This is a genomic window from Pantoea sp. sgz302252, from assembly GCF_047713085.1.
Lineage (GTDB): Bacteria > Pseudomonadota > Gammaproteobacteria > Enterobacterales > Enterobacteriaceae > Scandinavium.
The window spans coordinates 1-17,697 of record NZ_JBLFJW010000021.1 but is presented as its reverse complement, the minus strand read 5'-3'; the positions used below and the strand labels follow the sequence as shown (position 1 = coordinate 17,697).

Below are 17,697 nucleotides of genomic sequence, written 5' to 3'. Positions count from 1 at the left end.
AGGCACGAGATGGCGTTATTAAATGTAGATAAATTATCGGTGCACTTCGGTGACGAAGGTACCCCGTTCCGTGCCGTAGACCGCATCAGTTACAGCGTTAAGCAAGGTGAAGTGGTCGGCATCGTGGGCGAATCCGGCTCCGGTAAATCCGTGAGTTCGCTGGCTATCATGGGGCTGATTGATTACCCGGGCCGCGTGATGGCTGAAAAGCTGGAATTTAATGGTCGCGATTTACAGCGCATTTCCGAAAAAGAACGCCGCCAGTTGGTGGGCGCGGAAGTGGCGATGATTTTCCAGGACCCGATGACCAGCCTGAACCCGTGCTACACCGTCGGTTTCCAGATAATGGAAGCGATCAAGGTGCATCAAGGCGGGAACAAGAAAACCCGTCGCCAGCGTGCGATTGATTTGTTGAACCTGGTGGGCATTCCCGATCCGGCATCACGTCTCGATGTCTATCCGCACCAGCTTTCCGGTGGGATGAGCCAGCGTGTGATGATTGCGATGGCGATTGCCTGTCGTCCGAAGCTGCTGATTGCCGATGAACCGACCACCGCGCTGGACGTGACCATCCAGGCACAGATCATCGAGCTGCTGCTGGAGCTTCAGCAGAAAGAGAACATGGCGCTGGTGCTGATCACTCACGATCTGGCACTGGTGGCCGAAGCGGCACATAAAATCATCGTGATGTATGCAGGTCAGGTGGTTGAAACGGGCGCGGCGCAGGATATTTTCCGTGCTCCGCGCCATCCTTATACTCAGGCATTGCTTCGTGCGTTGCCGGAGTTTGCGCAAGATAAAGCGCGTCTGGCCTCGCTGCCGGGTGTGGTACCGGGTAAATATGACCGTCCGAACGGTTGTCTGCTCAACCCGCGCTGCCCGTACGCGACGGACAAATGCCGCAGCGTTGAACCTGAACTGAATCTGGTGGATAACGGACGTCAGTCTAAATGCCACTTCCCCCTCGATGATGCCGGGAGGCCGACACTATGAGTACGCACGAGGCCACCTCGCAGCAGCCGCTGTTGCAGGCTATCGACCTGAAAAAACACTACCCGGTGAAGAAGGGGATTTTCGCCCCGGAGCGCCTGGTGAAAGCACTGGACGGCGTTTCCTTCACGCTGGAACGGGGCAAAACGCTGGCGGTAGTAGGGGAATCCGGCTGTGGAAAATCCACGCTCGGTCGCCTGCTGACCATGATTGAAGTGCCGACCGGCGGCGAGCTCTATTATCAAGGGCAAGACCTGCTTAAGCCTGATGTCAGCGCAGAAAAACTGCGTCGTCAGAAGATTCAGATCGTGTTCCAGAACCCGTACGGTTCTCTGAACCCGCGTAAAAAAGTCAGCCAGATTCTGGAAGAGCCGCTGCAAATCAACACCACGTTGAGCAAAGCAGAGCGTAAGGAAAAAGTGCTGGCGATGATGGCGAAAGTTGGCCTGAAAGCCGAACATTACGACCGCTATCCGCACATGTTCTCTGGTGGTCAGCGCCAGCGTATCGCTATCGCCCGTGGCCTGATGCTTGACCCGGACGTGGTGATTGCCGATGAACCTGTCTCCGCGCTGGACGTGTCCGTGCGTGCGCAGGTGCTGAACCTGATGATGGATTTGCAGCAGGATATGGGCCTGTCGTACGTGTTTATTTCACACGACCTGTCGGTGGTAGAGCACATCGCTGATGAAGTGATGGTGATGTACCTCGGTCGCTGTGTGGAGAAAGGCACCAAGGATCAGATCTTCAACAATCCCCGTCACCCGTATACGCAAGCGCTGCTCTCTGCTACTCCGCGTCTGAATCCAGATGAGCGCCGTGAGCGTATCAAGCTGACCGGCGAGCTGCCAAGCCCGCTGAATCCGCCGCCAGGCTGTGCGTTCAACGCGCGTTGCCGTCGTCGTTTCGGGCCTTGCACGCAGTTGCAGCCACAGTTGAAAGAGTACGGTGGGCAACTGGTCGCCTGCTTTGCTGTCGATCAGGATGAAAACGGCGAGAAGCCGCTGGCTTAATTTGCTTTAAGTTATTTACGACAAAGCCGGAGCCTTTAGCTCCGGTGAGACTGATGACAAACCTCTAACGAATACCGTTTTGTCATGGGTGGCAGAACAAAAAATAAGGAAAATCAATTCATTGATTTTCGGCTGCTCACCACAAAGAAGGAAAAACCACGCTTTTTCCTTCTTTGTCAGCAATCTGGCCGGAGCCTTCAGCTCCGGCTTTTTTATTGGCGGCAAAAGAGGGCTTTCCGTTAATTAATTAAATGTAACAATAAATTTCAGTTAATGTAAAAAAGTTTCCATAAAGAAAAATAACGCTAAAGTATTAGTCCTGATATCTGCCGTTTTTCATCAAACTCTATTACGGTTTGAGGATTAAGCAGTATGTTCTATTGCTGATAAGGTAAATAAAAAGTACAAAACACTGTGCTATTTGAAAGCAGAAAAAAAGATGGCGGCGGTTCACTTTCCAGGTGAATATTGCGCTAAATAAAACCTGCCCTTAATTAACAGTAAATCCGTGCTTAATAGTTACGCACGGCAATTAATTCCTCAACGGGCTTAGCGTTCGCATTTTAACAAAATACACTATGCTGTCATTGGATGGACTCCGCATAAAACAGCAAGTTACTGTCGTAATATATTTGTGAATCATGGGGTTACTATGAACCATTATGATGATTTGCAGCGCTTTAAGGACAAAACGCGTACGCAAACCTTCGACTTCAAGGATCTTTCTGCGCAAACCGCTGCCAGCGAGCGCGGTGATTGGGCGATCCTTGATCAGCTGTCACCGTCCACTGAAAAAGAAGCCACGCTGGCGATGGGCGGTTCTGTCTCGCAAATCGTCCCGCAGCCGGTTTCTGCCGATGCCTTTGTTCCACATGGCGTTCCGTCAGCGCGCACCGTTTCACACGCCGATGCGCCGCACGAGACACGTTCAGCTTCGATTATGCAAAGCGTCACGGCGCAAATGACGCCTCAGGCTGAACCTGAGGTCGTCCCGGAAAGCGCACCGCAGGCCGTTATTCAACCGCAACCGGCACCAGCCATTGCTGCGCCATCTGTGCCACAGCCCGCGCCTGTCTCAAGACCGTCTGCACCCGCCGCTTCGAGTGACGCGGTGAACTACTCTCGGCTCTTCGCGCCTAAAACCGCCGACATTCCGGGTAAAGCTGAAAAAGAAGAGAAAGATCAGCCCTTAAAATCATTGCTGGAAAGGATTGCTTCATGCCGTTAATTTGCGTCTGCTCCCCGAAGGGAGGTGTAGGTAAAACAACTCTCGCGGCTAACCTGACTTATGCGTTAGCGCGTGCAGGCAGTAAAGTGCTGGCGATTGATTTCGACGTGCAGAATGCGCTGCGTCTGCATTTTGGTGTGCCGCTTTCCGATGAACGCGGCTATGTGGGCAAATCGTCTGAGTCCTTTGACTGGAACCAGCATGTGTTGGGCGCGGGCAGCAACATGTTTGTGCTGCCCTATGGTGAAGTGACCGAACAGCAGCGCGTTGAATTCGAAGACAAATTGACCAACGATGAACATTTTCTGGCTCGCGGCCTGGGCACGTTGCTCAACTACCCTGGGCTGATTATCGTGGCCGATTTCCCTCCTGGCCCGTCCGCGGCGCTGAAAGCCATGACGCCGCTGGCGGATATTCATCTGGTGACGCTGCTGGCCGACACGGCCTCGATGTCACTCTTACCGCATGTGGAAAACAACCGGCTAACCGGTGAAGCGCTAAACCACAAGCATGGTCATTTTTTTGTTGTTAACCAAAGCGATAGCCGCCGACAAATCAGCCGTGATGTGACCGCCTTTATGGAAGAGCGGCTGGGTGAGCAACTGATCGGCATCATTCATCGCGATGAAAGCGTGATTGAAGCTAACGCCTCACAGAAATCGATATTTGAATTCAGCCCGGCGTCTGCCGCTGCGTTTGATATTGAAATCATTGCTAAAAAAGTTGCCGCCAAGCTGGGCATCAACGTTGGGGATGGCACGGTTCATAACATGCCACGCATGTCAGCCGGGCTTTAATACATTCAGGGTCGCCTATGAAAAAGTTTCTCTTTTGGTTGCTGGTGTTGGCACTGGCACCGATTGCCATACTTGTGATTGCTACGCCCATGGACAGCCAGAAACAGTCTATTTTCGGCTTGCTGAGCATTGGCATTCTTTTCCTGATGGGATTCAGTAAACGGCGCAGTATCTCCGTTATCATGGTGGTGACGTCGCTGCTGATGTCGACCCGATATATGTATTTTCGCCTGACGCAAACGCTGCATTTTAATTCAGAAATAGAAGCCATCCTCGGAACAGGGTTATTTCTGGCGGAAGTCTATATCTGGATAATGCTGCTGCTGAACTATTTGCAGACCGTCTGGCCTTTAAAGCGCGATATTACGCCGCTGCCGGATGATATGTCGCTGTGGCCAACGGTGGATGTCTATATTCCAAGCTATAACGAACCGCTGGAAGTGGTACGCGATACCGTGCTGGCGGCGCAGTGTATCGACTACCCGAAAGACAAAATCAAAATCTACCTGCTGGATGACGGCAAGCGTAGTGAATTTGCGGTGTTTGCCGCCGATGTGGGGGTGGGCTATATCACCCGTCCGGATAACAAACACGCCAAAGCGGGCAACCTGAACCACGCGATGAAGCTCACCAAAGGCGAGCTGATTTGTGTTTTCGACTGCGACCACGTAGCAACGCGAGTTTTCCTGCAGGCGACGGTTGGCGGCTTCTTAAAAGACCCGAAACTGGCGCTGGTGCAAACGCCACACTACTTCTACTCGCCAGATCCGTTTGAACGTAACCTTTCCGTAGGCCGCAATATTCCTAACGAAGGGATGCTGTTCTACGGGCCCATTCAACAGGGCAACGACAACTGGAACGCGACGTTCTTCTGCGGTTCCTGTGCGGTGATCCGCCGCAGCGCGCTGGAAGAGATTGGCGGTTTTGCGGTAGAAACCGTCACCGAAGATGCGCACACCGCACTGAAGATGCAGCGTCTTGGCTGGAAATCTGCATTTATCGATATCCCGCTGGCCGCAGGGCTTGCGACAGAGCGTCTGGTTCTGCACGTTATCCAGCGAACCCGCTGGGCGCGCGGCATGACCCAGATTTTCCGTATGGATAACCCGCTGTTTGGGCGTGGGCTCACTTTCCAGCAGCGCCTGTGTTATCTCAGCGCCATGATGTACTACCAGTTTGCTCTGCCGCGTGTGGTGTTCGTTACCGCGCCGCTGGCGTATCTGCTGTTTAACCTCAACATCATTCACTCTTCCGCGAGCCTGATTGTCGCTTACGCCTTGCCACATCTGTTCCTGGCAATCTACGTCGGATCGCGAATGAACGGCCGTTATCGTTACAGCTTCTGGGGCGAAATCTACGACATCGTGCTGGCCTTCCACCTGGTGTTGCCGACGCTTATCACCATGATTTTCCCGAAACGCGGCAAGTTCAACGTGACCGACAAAGGCCAGTTGCTGGATGTGGGTTATTTCGACTTCACGGTGGTGCGCCCGCATCTGGTGGTGGCGTTCTTGCTGGGGGCCGCGGTGATTGCCGGTATTGTCAGGGCCATCGGTCATGACTACTTCGGCTCAGACCCGAGCGTTATCGCCCTGAACGTGGGCTGGGGCGCTTACAGCCTTATCTTCCTGCTGGCGGCCATCGCGGTGGCGCGTGAAACCAAACAAACCCGTAAAACTATCCGTATCGATGTCGATATTCCGGTGTTGATCCACTATGCCAGCGGCATTGTCTCCCGCAGCACCACCGCTGACCTGTCGATGGGCGGCTGCCGCGTGGTGGTACAGGATGAGCGTCATCTGAAGGATGAGATTGAAGAAGTGGAACTGATCCTCGGCTCCGGCGCGATTTCGATTCCGGCAAAAATGATTGCCTCGGACGAGCGCTATATTCGCCTGATGTTTGAAGAAAACATGCCGCTCTCGCGCCGCCGTGAGCTGGTACGTGTGGTGTTGTCTCGTGCCGATGCCTGGATCAACCCGCCGCGTCCGCAGGACAACCCGTTCCGCTCGTTCGTGACCATTTTACGCTGCGTCTTTGACCTGTTCTGGCTGTCCTGGAAATCGCGTAAGGAGAATCGTCGCGCGCGTGCGGCGATGGCAAAAGGGGAAGGCCGAGTATGAAACGAATGACGACGCTGGCGTTGCTGATGGGCACGCTGCTGGCGCCTTCTGTCCACAGCGACGACACGCCATCCGCGCCGATGAGCTTCCCGTCTCCGATTGCCGAAAGCGGGGATGCTGCACCTGACAGCCAGAGTGCGCCTGCAACCCGTGCGACTGAGCCTGATGCGGCGGCGGCTGAAGGTGATGCTGCACCAGATTCAACGCCAGCACCAGATACCACGACAACCGCGCCTGAAACCACTCCGGCACCGGAGGCAAGCAGCGCGCCTGATGCGGTCGTTCCGCCTCCGTCTATGCCACCCGTTCAGGATGACACCACGCCAACGCTCGGTGGCCTGGTTCCCTCAATGGTCAGCAGCCTGAACCTGTCGCAGATGGGGATGCCGGAAGGGGTGATCCTTAGCGGCGGGCAGCTCCAGGGCGGCGCTGATTTTACGCTGCCGGGTGACCAGGTGGTCACCACCGCACAACTGAATCTCGATGTGAAAGTTTCGCCAGAAATGGCGACCCGTAACGCCACGCTGCAATTAATGCTCAATGGCCAGCCGTTAGGCACTGTGCCATTGGGTGCGGCGGAGAATGACATTTCCCACTATCAGCTCGACGTTCCGGCGGCGTTGATGGTGTCGAGCAACAACCTGAGTTTCAAAATTAACGACGGCGATGCTCAGCAGTGTCTGCGTGACCTGACGGATAAATACCGTGTGGTGATCATGCCGACTTCACGCTTTAACTGGGAAGGCCAGCAACTGGATATCGGCTCGGATTTGAGCCACTTCCCACGCCCGTTCTTCGACAGCATGCAGATGACGCCAGCCAGCGTTTCCGTAAGCTTCCCGGCACGCGTGACGCCTGATGAAGTGGGCGCAGCGGCGATTGTTTCTTCCTGGCTGGGGATTCAGGCGGATTACCGTGGGATCTCCTTCGATGCGCTGCATGACCGTCTGCCGGATAAACACGGCATTGTGATTGGGCATCCTGGCGAGCAGGTGGGTGGGCTGACGTTGCCGCAAACCAGCAAGCCGCTGCTGAAAATCATTCCGAACCCGGCGAACCCGGTTTATAAACTGCTGCTGATTGTCGGCAACGATGAAACCGCGCTGCGTGCGGCGGCCTGGCGGCTGACGAAGGGCAATTTTGCCCTGCAAACAGCCAGCAGCGATATCGATCCGCAGGCGATCCCCGTGAGCCGTCCTTACGATGCGCCGCGTTGGATCGCAACCGATCGTCGGGTGAAAATCAGCGATCTGATCCGCAAAGATCAGAGCACGACCGTTAGCGGGGTATGGCATGAGCCGCTGCGCGTGGCGTTCCGTGCAGCGCCAGATTTGTACTTGTGGGATGGCGAAACGATACCGCTGCAGATTGGCTACCGTTTCCCGTCTGAAAGCTGGATTGATGAGCAGAAATCCTTGCTGAGCGTGACGCTCAACAACACCTTCCTGCGCAACCTGCCGATGAACAAACAAGGGCTGCTGGAGTCGCTGTGGCACAAGCTCGGCGGCGATGCCCGCCAGGAACAGTTCACCATTCCGCTGGAGCCGTACCTGATTTACGGTGACAACCAGATGTCGCTCTATTTCAACGTGGTGCCGAAAGACAGCGCCCCGTGCAGCGTGTTGCTCAACAACAACATCAAGAGCCGGATAACTGACGACTCGTGGATTGATTTGAGCCACACCCGCCACTTCGCGCTGCTGCCGAACCTGTCGTATTTCGTCGGGGCTTCGTTCCCGTTCACGCGCCTCGCGGATTACTCGCAGACCGTGTTACTGCTGCCGGAAAAACCGTCTGAAATGCAGATTACCACGTTGCTGAACATGACTGCGCGTTCCGGTAATGCCACCGGAACGGCACTCGGTAACAACAAAGTAGTGATGGGCATTCCGGCAGGCGGGGCGAATCTGGAGTATCTGCGTAACCGTGATGTGCTGGCGGTCAGCGGTCTCGATCAGAAAGCCTTCAACCAGAGCTTGCTAGAGAACTCGCCTTATACCGTCACCGACAACACCCTTGGCGTGCGCGGTGCCACCACGTGGCAAAAACTGCAGCGCTGGATGGTTGGCGACTGGACAGCAGATGGGGTTGACGCAGACCGTTACTTCTCCTCCAACAGTTCGTGGCGTGGCTTTATCAGCTATCGCTCGCCGTGGAACAGTGATCGTCTGGTGGTGACCGCCATCGGCAGCAACGACGATCAGCTGTCGCACTTGTACGACGACCTGAATTCACCGCGCATCAACGCCGGGATCCGCGGTGACACCTCTATCATCACCAATGAAAACGGGGTGCGCAGTTTCCGCGTCAGCACTCAATTCCCAAGCGGGCAAATGCCGTGGTACATGATGGCTATCTGGTATGCCAACCAGCACTCCGGACTGCTGGCGATTCTGGGGCTGATTGCCACCACGATAATGGGCGTGGCGCTCACCGCCATGTTCCGCCGTCATGCTCGTAAGCGCCTGAATCCGGGGGAAGATAAATGAAAAGAGCCACCCCAATGAAAACACCTAAGTTGCGCAGGCTTTCCACGCTGTGCCTTTCCGGCGCATTGGCGTTCGGGGCGATGGACAGCGCCCTGGCGGCGGGCAACGATGCGGCGATGAAAGCGCTGTTCGATCAGGCGCAGTACTGGCATGAAAAATCCCATGACGACCTGGCGATGGACTCGCTGAAGAAAGTGCTAATGGTCGACCCCAACAACACTCAGGCACTGTACCTGATGGCGTTGTGGAACCAGCAGAGCGGCAACATGCAGGCGTCCGCGCAGTGGCGTGAACGTCTGGCGAAAGCCTCGCCGAATGACAACGGCTTACAGGAACTGGATAACGCCCGCAAAATGGCGAAAGTGCCGCAAGGCCAGCTGAATCTTGCCCGTCAGCAGGCGCGTAGCGGCAATATTCCCGCGGCGCTGACCACCTGGCGCAGCATGTTTAACGGCGACCAGCCGCCTCAGGCGCTGGCGGCGGAATACTACATGACCATGGCGAGCGACAAGTCGCTCTATCCTCAGGCATTAAGCGAGCTACGTGGCTACGTGGCGCAGCATCCGCAGGATAACGCCAGCCGTGTGGCGCTCGGCAAAGTGCTGACCTGGCGTGAAGACTCACGCCGCGAAGGTATCGAGATGCTGGAGCCGATGGCGAGCGGCAACAAAGAAGCGGATGCCGGGTTACGTCAGGCGCTGTTGTGGCTGGGGCCGCAATCGGGCGACGATCAGTATTACAACACCTGGATGCAGCGCCACCCGCAGGATTCGGCGGTACAGGCGTATTACCGTGAACACGTGGGCGGGCTGGCAAAAGGCCAGGGGTATACCGATCTCAACAGCGGTAACACCGCGGGCGCGAAACAGCAGTTCGAGCAGGTTCTACAGACCAACCCGGAAGATGCCGATGCGCTGGCGGGAATGGGCTATATCGCTCAGCGTAATGGCGATTATCAGGCGTCGGCGCAATATCTGAACCGTGCAGCCGCGCTGGGTGGCGATGCTTCCGCATCACGCAAAGAACAGGCGCTGGATGCGCAATTCTACGGGCAACTGGCACAGGCACAGGCGGCTTATAAGCAAGGCAACGTCAGCCAGGCGCTGGCGCTGTCGGCTCCGTTAGCAGAACAAAGCGGCACGCGGGGTACTGCCGCGAAGCTATTCCGCGCCGATGTGCTGCGTCACAACAAAGATTATCCGCAGGCGGAACAGACGCTGCGCTCGTTGCTTAACGATCAGCCGCAAAACGCCTCCGCGCGTGAAAACCTGTATTACGTGCTGCGCGATCAGAACAAAACGGAAGAAGCCCAGGCGATGCTGCGCACGTTGCCAGCCAGTTTGCAGGCTAAGCTGTCGCCAAAAGTGGTGACTGGCGTGCCGGGGGATGGCATTCGCCGTCAGGCACAACAGCTGGCGATCAACGGCAATACGCAGCAGGCAATTACCACGCTGCAACAGGGCGTGGCGCGTTATCCGGACGATCCGTGGATGCGTCTGGACCTCGCACGTTTGCTGCATAAATCAGGCAACAGTGGCGAAGCCGCTTCGGTAATGGCGGCCGCCTATCGTCCGGGGGCCAGCAATAACTCTTTATATGCTGCCGCGCTGTTTGCCAGCGAGCAGGGGGCGTGGCAGCAATCGCAGTCACTGTTGTCACGTATTCCAGGTTCCGCGCAAACTTCACAAATGCGAGATTTGCGCCAGCGCGTGAACTACAACCTGCAAATGGCGACGGCACAAAGTTATCTGGCGCAAGGCAATACCGTCGCCGCCGCAAACACCCTGAAAGCGCTGGCTGCGACGCCGCCGAAAGATCCGGCGGATGTCGGCAAACTGGCACGGATGCTGGCGGATAGCGGTGATATGAATACGGCTGTTTCGCTGGTGCGGAACAACATCAGCCAGGGCGTGCAGGGCAACGTGGGCGATTACGCCGACCAGGTGACCGTGCTGAATCAGGCCGGGTTGACGCGTGAAGCGCAGACGCTGCTGTCAAATCCGACCCTACAGGCCAGCAGCACGCCGACTCAGCTGGCAAGCATTCGTAATGGTTACGTGATCAACGATGCCGATAGGCTGCGCGAGCAAGGTAACTATGCCGGGGCTTACGACAAACTGATTGGCGCGCTGCAAAACGATCCGCAAAACACCGACCTGATGTTTGCCATGGCGCGCCTGTATCAGACGGGCAAGATGAACAAAGAAGCGGGTGTCGTTTACGATTACCTGATGACGCGCGATACGCCAACCCAGGATGCTCGCGCCGGCGCAATCGACGTAGCGCTGGCACAAGGCAATGACGATCGCGCCGCGGATTTGGCGAAAGGGCTGCGCAATGACAACTCGCCGGATCGCTTACTGCTGTTGGCTCGTGTGGAAGAAGCGCAGGGCCACCATCAACAGGCCATGACTTACCTGCGCAGTGCGCGCGGCAAGCTGGTGGGGCTGGAGTCCTCCAACAACGCTCAGACGCCAACGGTGGGCGGTTTGCTGATGGCAGATAACCCGTTCATCGGCACCTCGAAAACACAGGTGCCGCCGCGCACGGCTTCAGCCTATGGCACCACGCTGCCGTGGCAGGTCGGGCAGGTGGCTGCCGATCCGGGCACGGCGTATCCGGGCACTCAGCGTACTGATTTGCCAGTGGATACCGCTCAAACCCGCACGCTGCGCCAGGTTGATACCATGATGCAGCAGCTCGAAGAGAAAACCGGCACCTGGCTGCAAGCGGGCATGCAGGTTCGCAGCCGCGATGGGGAATCGGGCACCAGTAAACTCACCGAAATGAAAGCGCCGCTGACGTGGTCTTCTTCGCCGTTTGGCGATGCACGCTTTGATTTCACTGTCACACCAATAACGCTTAGCGCAGGGGCGGCAACCGGCGATGCCTGGCGTCGCTACGGTTCGAATCCGCTCTCAAACGCGGTATCGAACATCACCACCACGGCAACGAACGAGCAGAAAGCCATTGCGAATATGACGGCCGCAGAGCGCGCGACCTATTTCGCTGCGAATCCTGGCGCTGCCGCGCTGGCCGGATTGGGCACGCTCGACCCGGCAGATTTCAATGCTACCACCGCAAGTGGAATGGAAAATCTGGCGAAACTCGGGGCGTATGACGGCGGCAATGTGGCGTCTTATCTTGCGGCCTCCAACCAGAAGCCGAACGTGAATCAGCCGGGCGATGTCTCGACCGATTCGCAAAAGGCCAATGGCGTTGAGCTGGGGATGGCGCTAAGTGGCGATGATTACAAGATTGATATCGGCAGTACGCCGCTCGGGCAGGATCTCAATACGCTGGTCGGCGGCGTGAAATGGTCACCGAAGCTGACCAACTATCTGTCGCTTATCTTTACCGGCGAGCGCCGTTCGCTGACCGACAGCTTGCTCTCGTATGTTGGGCTGAAAGATCAGTATTCCGGCAAAACCTGGGGCCAGGTGACGAAAAACGGCGGTGATGTTCAACTGAGCTATGACGATGGTGATGCCGGGTTCTATGTGGGTGCGGGTGGCTACAGCTATCTCGGCGACAACGTGGAAAGCAACACCAGCTTCAATGCCAACGCCGGGGTCTATCTGCGTCCGTATCACGACGAATACCAGACGCTGCAAACCGGGCTCAGCATGAGCTACATGGACTTCTCGAAGAACTTAAGCCAGTTCACCTTCGGGCAGGGCGGCTACTTCAGTCCGCAGAACTATGTCAGCGTGTCGCTGCCGGTGGATTTGACGCAGAAATACAACAACTGGACGCTGAAAGTGGGTGGGGCGCTCGGCTATCAGTCCTACAGCCAGGATGAAAGCCCGTACTTCCCAACGCAGTCCGGCTGGCAGCAGTCGTTAGAAAACGCTGTGGCTAACGGGTTCGCGAAAGAGGCGTACTACAAGGGCACCACCGAAAACGGCATGGGTTACACCGTGCGCGCGGGTGCAGATTATAAGGTCAATCATCAGATGACCATTGGCGGTCAGGTGGGTTACGACACCTTTGGCAGTTATAACGAAAGCACCGCCGCGCTCTACTTCCGTTACATGTTGGGAGATTATTAAAATGACGGACAACACCGCCTCCACCGCGTTGGCGTGGTTTCAACAGCAACAGACACCTGCAGGCTGGTTTGATCTCCTGACCATCATGGTCGATGGGATGGTTCGTAATGCGGGCGAAGTGGAAAGTCAGCCGTTTCTGCGTCAGATGGGCCAGCAGCTTGCGGAGCGTTGGCCGCTGCCCGAATCGGAAACGCTGGGGCAACTGGAGAGCAACATCAACCACTTCCTGACGTTGTTCAAGTGGGGCGTTATCACCCTGCACACCGGCGAAAACGGCATTCTTATCCGCCATCAGGCGTTGCCCGTCAGCCGTGATGAGGAACAACAGATGCGCTGGTGCAACGCATTTTGTACGATACTGGAAGGGCTTTACGCACGCTGGCTGCAGGCGCAGGGCGGCGGCGACCATGTGCTGCTACAGCGGGAACGGATTTGGTCCGTGGCCGATGTGCAGTTCCGCTACTTCAATCCATAAGAGTGACTGCTATGCTGGTGCGACTGCTGATAGCGATGACCGTGTTAGTGTCGGGTTTTGCCCGGGCGGATGCGTGGGAGAGTTACAAAGCCCGCTTTGTGATGCCTGACGGGCGGGTGGTGGACACCGGCAATGGCAATGTTTCGCACACGGAAGGCCAGGGGTTTGCCATGTTGATGGCGGTCAATCTTAACGACCGCCCGACGTTTGATAAGCTCTGGCAGTGGACGAGTGCCACGCTGAAAAACAAGGATAACGGCCTGTTTTACTGGCGCTACAACCCGGTTGCGGCAGACCCCATCACCGATAAAAACGATGCCACCGACGGCGATATGATGATTGCCTGGGCGCTGCTGAAAGCGCAAAAGCAGTGGCGGGAAAACAGCTACGGTATCGCCTCCGATGAGATAACCCGCTCGCTGCTCAAACACACCGTGATTACCTACGCGGGCTATAAGGTCATGTTGCCCGGAGCAAACGGCTTTAATCTCAACAGCTACATCAATCTTAACCCTTCCTATTTTATCTTCCCGGCCTGGAAAGCGTTTGCCGACAGAACGCATCTGCTGGCATGGCGTGAGCTGCAGCGAGACGGGCAGAAGCTGCTTGGCAAAATGGGCTGGGGCAATGCCAACCTGCCGACAGACTGGATCAGCCTGAGCGCGGACGGTAAAATGAAACCCGCCGACCAGTGGAAACCCCGGATGAGCTACGACGCTATCCGCATTCCGCTCTACATCCGCTGGCAAGACCCGCAAAGCCCGCTGCTGACACCGTGGAAAGCCTGGTGGGGACGCTATCAGCGTGAAAAAACGCCAGCCTGGGTGAACGTGCTCAGCAATGAAACCTCGCCTTATCCGATGAACGGTGGCCTGCTGGCTGTGCGTGATTTCACGATGGGCAATAACCCCGGCGAACCGCAAATTACCGCGCAGGATGATTACTACTCCGCCAGCCTGAAAATGCTGACCTGGATGGCTGAACGGGATATCACTCGCTGATTGTTGCGTTTTGCCCAGGATGAAGGATCGAGGGGTCTCTGATGCCATTAAAGGTAGCCAGTTTTTTCACCGGGCAAGAGAGACCCGACCTCCTTCTGTCAGAGCTATCATTTTTTCGCATCGTTCTCGCCTGCGGCATCTTTCTCTTTTGTGACTTTTTCTACGTGCCCGTTTGCATATTTAAATCGCAAGTTGTTATCAATCACGATGATGGCGTTAGCTTTTCCCCAGGACACCCAGGTGATGGTTGAGTCACCCCATCCGGAAAAAAAAGGATTGGAAATAACAGGTTTACCACTGGTGAGATCGAGAACAACATTCATAGCACAGCGTGCACCTGTTGTATCAGGCACACATCTGTCATTCGATGTATAAGAAATTATCGCTTTTGTTATAAGATACTTTTTATTTTTAAAAACACCGTCATCGTTGCCTATTACAATATAGTCATCGTTAGCTTTGTATATTTCTTTGCCGTTGAGAAGTAAGTGTGAATACCCGTCTTTGGCTTCGGATTCAGTTATTTTATCCAAAGGGCCAAGAATGGTGTTCATACACTCTTCTGAAGACTTTTTGCACTCAGATGCTTTCACTGTAAATGCCAACAGTAAAAAAAATACCAATAATATGTTTTTTTTCATGATAAATCCTAAGTTATAATTTAGCTATGGTGAGTTTTAAATAAGCGTCTTCTTGCATAGGAGGCTTAGTTAACTCTAAACAATAATAATTATAAAGATTAATGTGGTTGTCTATGTAATATATTAGCCACTCCCTGTGCGCCTCAACATAGCTCCCTTCCCGTTGGCATCTTCTTTCTGCTGATGTCTTCCCTACCTGAGCAATAAGCAACATCCTCGCTTCATCTTCTTCGATGGCATTTTGTATAAATAAGTCAGCATTTTTTAACCCCAGGTGGTGTGTCAGATAAATCAGCCTGGATTTTTCTGCATCGTTGAGGCTGTCAATGTTATAACCCCGGTTTTTTAACGAAGTTAAATTAGCCACGCCGTAATATACGGTTGCCGAATTGAGGATCGACATTCTCAGGCCACCACTGTCATTTTTTTGCATCGTTTTCACCTGCGACATCTTTCTCTTTTGTGACTTTTTCTACGTGCCCGTTTGCATATTTAAATCGCAAGTTGTTATCAATCACGATGATGGCGTTAGCTTTTCCCCAGGACACCCAGGTGATGGTTGAGTCACTCCATCCGGAAAAAAAAGGATTAGAAATAACAGGTTTACCACTGGTGAGATCGAGGACAAGGTTCATAGCACAGTGTCCTCCCGTTGTATCAGGAATGCATTTTTCTTCCGATGTGTAAGAAAGGATGGATTTCGTGATAAGATACTTTTTTTTATTAAAAACACCATCATCATTGCCTATTACAATATAGGATGTGTTGGCTTTGTATATTTCCTTTCCGTTAAGGGTTAAGTGCGAGTAACCATCTTTTGACTCCACTCCTGTCGTTTGTTTCAAAGTGCCCAAGATAGTGTTCATACACCTTATTGAATTATGGCTGCATTCAGCTGCCTCTGCTGAAGTAAGAAAAAACAAAGCCAAGCTGATTAATACATTTATTTTCATGAAAAAATCCAATGTTATAGTTTGGTTATAATAAGTTCGAGATCAATATCTTTTTGTTTAGGAGGATGAGTTGCTTCTAGACAATAATAATCATAAAGATTAATGTGGTTGTCTATGTAATATATTAACCACTCCCTGTGTGCCACTACATAGCTCCCTTCCCGTTGGCATCTTCTTTCTGCTGATTTTTTCCCCACCTGAGCAATAAGCAACATCCTCGCTTCATCTTCTTCGATGGCATTTTGTATAAATAAGTCAGCATTTTTTAACCCCAGGTGGTGTGTCAGATAAATCAGCCTGGACTTCTCGGCATCGTTGAGGCTGTCAATGTTATAACCCAGGTTTTTTAACGAGGTTAAATTAGCCACGCCGTAATCTACAGTCGCCGAATTGAGGATCGACACTCTCAGGCCACCACCGTCATTTTTTTGCATCGTTCTCATCTGCGGCATCTTTCTCTTTTGTGACTTTTTCTACATGCCCGTCTGCATATTTAAATTTTGATTCATCTTTAAATACAATGATGGAATTAGATTTTCCCCATGAAACCCAATCTATATGTGAGTCTCCAGTCTCTGAAGTAAAGGTATTTGATACTATTGGTTTGCTATTCGTTAAGTCAATTATAATGCTAATATTGCAATAGAAAATTGGATTGAATTGATTGCAGGGAATGTGTGATGTGTAAGAGATAACTGCTTTTGTCATCAAATATTTTTCATTTCTTAAAGTAGTATCGTAATCATTAATAACCATGTAATCAGTTTTTGCTTTATATATTTCTTTTTTGTCAAGTGTGAAATGAGAAAAACCATCCTTAGCCTCTGATTTTGTTGTTTGCCTCAGAGGGCCTAATATCGTGCTCATACATCTTAGTGAATTATGGCTGCATTCTTCAGCATCCGCTGAAGAAAAGAAAAAAATAAGTAGTGCGATTGTTAGATGTTTTTTCATGGTTCATCCGGTTTTATAGTTTTACAATAATAGGTTCAATGTCGACATCTTCTTGTTTAGGAGGGGTAGTCAGTTCTAGACAATAATAATTTCTAAGATTGATATTGTCGTTTATATAAGATATTAACCACTCCCTGTGAGCCACAACATAGCTCCCTTCCCATTGGCATCTTCTTTCTGCTGATTTTTTCCCCACCTGAGCAATAAGCAACATCCTCGCTTCATCTTCTTCGATGGCATTTTGTATAAATAAGTCAGCATTTTTTAACCCCAGGTGGTGTGTCAGATAAATCAGCCTGGATTTTTCTGCATCGTTGAGGCTGTCAATGTTATAACCCAGGTTTTTTAACGAGGTTAAATTAGCCACGCCGTAATCCACGGCCGCCATAATCGCGTACTCTGGCTCAAACCTGAGGTTCAGCCATTGCTGCAGGCTGGTTGTTGCCCGGTGGGGATAAGGTGTCACCCCGGTAATGAAGTGTTTTTTCCTGAGTCCCTGCAGGCTTTCCCAGATGTCTGGCGCAATCTGGAATTTCCTGGTGGTGATTATCTCTCCCTGTTTATTGTTAACCGGCTGACCTTTTTTATCGAACAGAGGTACATCTGCGATTAACCCCTGAGAGGATGCCTGCTCATACAGATAGGTGCCTTCGCGGAAGGTTTCCGACATCCATGTTCCGTTCAGGAATTGTGTCATACCGGCCGCGGAGCTTTTGTAAACCGTGATCCCCTCTGTGGATATTGCCGAATTAATGCAGACAGACGTGGGTTTCCATACGCCATCACGTTCTTTTGCAGCTTCTGCGTTAATGACTGCCGCAATACATTGCGGGATGATGCCACTTCGCTCAGAGGCCGCAATAATTTGATCCCAGTAAATAATGTTTTTATTTAACATCAGATCATAATTGTTGGGGCAGATGTGATCTATGTGGATCCGTGGCCCGCCCTGCGAATCGCGACCCACGCTGACATTGTTTA

Annotated in this window: 16 protein-coding genes; 10 read left to right on the top strand and 6 right to left on the bottom strand. The window is 53.2% G+C overall.

The window, feature by feature from the left end:
* Positions 1-9 precede the first annotated feature (9 nt).
* The 10 genes from dppD (at position 10) to ACLW56_RS15995 (ending at position 14,168) form a co-directional block, all read left to right on the top strand.
* A complete protein-coding gene (dppD, locus tag ACLW56_RS16040) occupies positions 10-993 on the top strand; it encodes a dipeptide ABC transporter ATP-binding protein (RefSeq protein ID WP_330984747.1) in 984 nt (327 codons plus the stop codon).
* A complete protein-coding gene (gene dppF / locus ACLW56_RS16035) occupies positions 990-2,003 on the top strand; it encodes a dipeptide ABC transporter ATP-binding subunit DppF (RefSeq protein WP_330984746.1) in 1,014 nt (337 codons plus the stop codon). The genes dppD and dppF overlap by 4 nt, the downstream gene beginning before the upstream one ends.
* An 88-nt stretch (positions 2,004-2,091) precedes the next feature.
* Positions 2,092-2,250 carry a hypothetical protein gene (locus ACLW56_RS16030; protein ID WP_330984808.1) on the top strand — a complete coding sequence of 53 codons (159 nt, stop codon included), beginning with the start codon at positions 2,092-2,094 and terminating at the stop codon, positions 2,248-2,250.
* Between the two features lie 405 nt (positions 2,251-2,655).
* On the top strand, positions 2,656-3,231 hold the full coding sequence (bcsO, locus tag ACLW56_RS16025) for a cellulose biosynthesis protein BcsO (RefSeq protein WP_330984745.1): 576 nt from the start codon (positions 2,656-2,658) through the stop codon (positions 3,229-3,231).
* The gene (bcsQ, locus tag ACLW56_RS16020) at positions 3,222-4,028 is read left to right on the top strand and encodes a cellulose biosynthesis protein BcsQ (protein ID WP_330984744.1); all 807 of its coding nucleotides are present in this window, start codon (positions 3,222-3,224) and stop codon (positions 4,026-4,028) included. The genes bcsO and bcsQ overlap by 10 nt, the downstream gene beginning before the upstream one ends.
* A 17-nt stretch (positions 4,029-4,045) precedes the next feature.
* Positions 4,046-6,151 carry a UDP-forming cellulose synthase catalytic subunit gene (gene bcsA / locus ACLW56_RS16015; RefSeq protein ID WP_330984743.1) on the top strand — a complete coding sequence of 702 codons (2,106 nt, stop codon included), beginning with the start codon at positions 4,046-4,048 and terminating at the stop codon, positions 6,149-6,151.
* Positions 6,148-8,640: a cellulose biosynthesis cyclic di-GMP-binding regulatory protein BcsB gene (gene bcsB, locus ACLW56_RS16010; protein ID WP_330984742.1), complete on the top strand. Its 2,493-nt coding sequence runs from the start codon at positions 6,148-6,150 to the stop codon at positions 8,638-8,640. Before bcsA ends, bcsB begins: the two co-directional genes overlap by 4 nt.
* Complete coding sequence (locus ACLW56_RS16005; protein WP_330984741.1) at positions 8,637-12,692, top strand: cellulose biosynthesis protein BcsC; 4,056 nt, start codon at positions 8,637-8,639, stop codon at positions 12,690-12,692. Before bcsB ends, ACLW56_RS16005 begins: the two co-directional genes overlap by 4 nt.
* Position 12,693: 1 nt before the next feature.
* Complete coding sequence (bcsD, locus tag ACLW56_RS16000) at positions 12,694-13,167, top strand: cellulose biosynthesis protein BcsD (RefSeq protein WP_330984740.1); 474 nt, start codon at positions 12,694-12,696, stop codon at positions 13,165-13,167.
* A gap of 11 nt (positions 13,168-13,178) precedes the next feature.
* Positions 13,179-14,168 carry a glycosyl hydrolase family 8 gene (locus ACLW56_RS15995; protein ID WP_330984739.1) on the top strand — a complete coding sequence of 330 codons (990 nt, stop codon included), beginning with the start codon at positions 13,179-13,181 and terminating at the stop codon, positions 14,166-14,168.
* A gap of 107 nt (positions 14,169-14,275) precedes the next feature.
* Here ACLW56_RS15995 and ACLW56_RS15990 read toward each other — a convergent pair whose 3' ends face one another.
* From ACLW56_RS15990 to ACLW56_RS15965, 6 genes are all read right to left on the bottom strand, one after another.
* Positions 14,276-14,809: a hypothetical protein gene (locus tag ACLW56_RS15990; RefSeq protein ID WP_330984738.1), complete on the bottom strand. Its 534-nt coding sequence runs from the start codon at positions 14,807-14,809 to the stop codon at positions 14,276-14,278.
* A 13-nt stretch (positions 14,810-14,822) separates the two neighbouring features.
* Positions 14,823-15,242 (bottom strand): hypothetical protein, encoded by a 420-nt coding sequence (locus ACLW56_RS15985; protein ID WP_330984737.1) that lies wholly within the window; start codon positions 15,240-15,242, stop codon positions 14,823-14,825.
* Entirely contained in the window at positions 15,229-15,762 is a 534-nt protein-coding gene (locus tag ACLW56_RS15980) for a hypothetical protein (protein ID WP_330984736.1), read from the bottom strand. The genes ACLW56_RS15985 and ACLW56_RS15980 overlap by 14 nt, the downstream gene beginning before the upstream one ends.
* Before the next feature lie 14 nt (positions 15,763-15,776).
* Positions 15,777-16,196 carry a hypothetical protein gene (locus ACLW56_RS15975; protein ID WP_330984735.1) on the bottom strand — a complete coding sequence of 140 codons (420 nt, stop codon included), beginning with the start codon at positions 16,194-16,196 and terminating at the stop codon, positions 15,777-15,779.
* Positions 16,183-16,716 (bottom strand): hypothetical protein, encoded by a 534-nt coding sequence (locus tag ACLW56_RS15970; RefSeq protein WP_330984734.1) that lies wholly within the window; start codon positions 16,714-16,716, stop codon positions 16,183-16,185. Before ACLW56_RS15970 ends, ACLW56_RS15975 begins: the two co-directional genes overlap by 14 nt.
* Before the next feature lie 13 nt (positions 16,717-16,729).
* Positions 16,730-17,697 (bottom strand): peptidoglycan-binding protein (locus ACLW56_RS15965; RefSeq protein ID WP_330984733.1); only part of this gene is annotated, 968 nt, incomplete at its 5' end.

Coding starts and splice junctions, on each gene's coding strand:
- dppD (WP_330984747.1), top strand. CDS start 10: ATGGCGTTATTAAATGTAGATAAATTATCGGTGCACTTCGGTGACGAA.
- dppF (WP_330984746.1), top strand. CDS start 990: ATGAGTACGCACGAGGCCACCTCGCAGCAGCCGCTGTTGCAGGCTATC.
- bcsO (WP_330984745.1), top strand. CDS start 2,656: ATGAACCATTATGATGATTTGCAGCGCTTTAAGGACAAAACGCGTACG.
- bcsQ (WP_330984744.1), top strand. CDS start 3,222: ATGCCGTTAATTTGCGTCTGCTCCCCGAAGGGAGGTGTAGGTAAAACA.
- bcsA (WP_330984743.1), top strand. CDS start 4,046: ATGAAAAAGTTTCTCTTTTGGTTGCTGGTGTTGGCACTGGCACCGATT.
- bcsB (WP_330984742.1), top strand. CDS start 6,148: ATGAAACGAATGACGACGCTGGCGTTGCTGATGGGCACGCTGCTGGCG.
- ACLW56_RS16005 (WP_330984741.1), top strand. CDS start 8,637: ATGAAAAGAGCCACCCCAATGAAAACACCTAAGTTGCGCAGGCTTTCC.
- bcsD (WP_330984740.1), top strand. CDS start 12,694: ATGACGGACAACACCGCCTCCACCGCGTTGGCGTGGTTTCAACAGCAA.
- ACLW56_RS15995 (WP_330984739.1), top strand. CDS start 13,179: ATGCTGGTGCGACTGCTGATAGCGATGACCGTGTTAGTGTCGGGTTTT.
- ACLW56_RS15990 (WP_330984738.1), bottom strand. CDS start 14,809: ATGAAAAAAAACATATTATTGGTATTTTTTTTACTGTTGGCATTTACA.
- ACLW56_RS15985 (WP_330984737.1), bottom strand. CDS start 15,242: ATGCAAAAAAATGACAGTGGTGGCCTGAGAATGTCGATCCTCAATTCG.
- ACLW56_RS15980 (WP_330984736.1), bottom strand. CDS start 15,762: ATGAAAATAAATGTATTAATCAGCTTGGCTTTGTTTTTTCTTACTTCA.
- ACLW56_RS15975 (WP_330984735.1), bottom strand. CDS start 16,196: ATGCAAAAAAATGACGGTGGTGGCCTGAGAGTGTCGATCCTCAATTCG.
- ACLW56_RS15970 (WP_330984734.1), bottom strand. CDS start 16,716: ATGAAAAAACATCTAACAATCGCACTACTTATTTTTTTCTTTTCTTCA.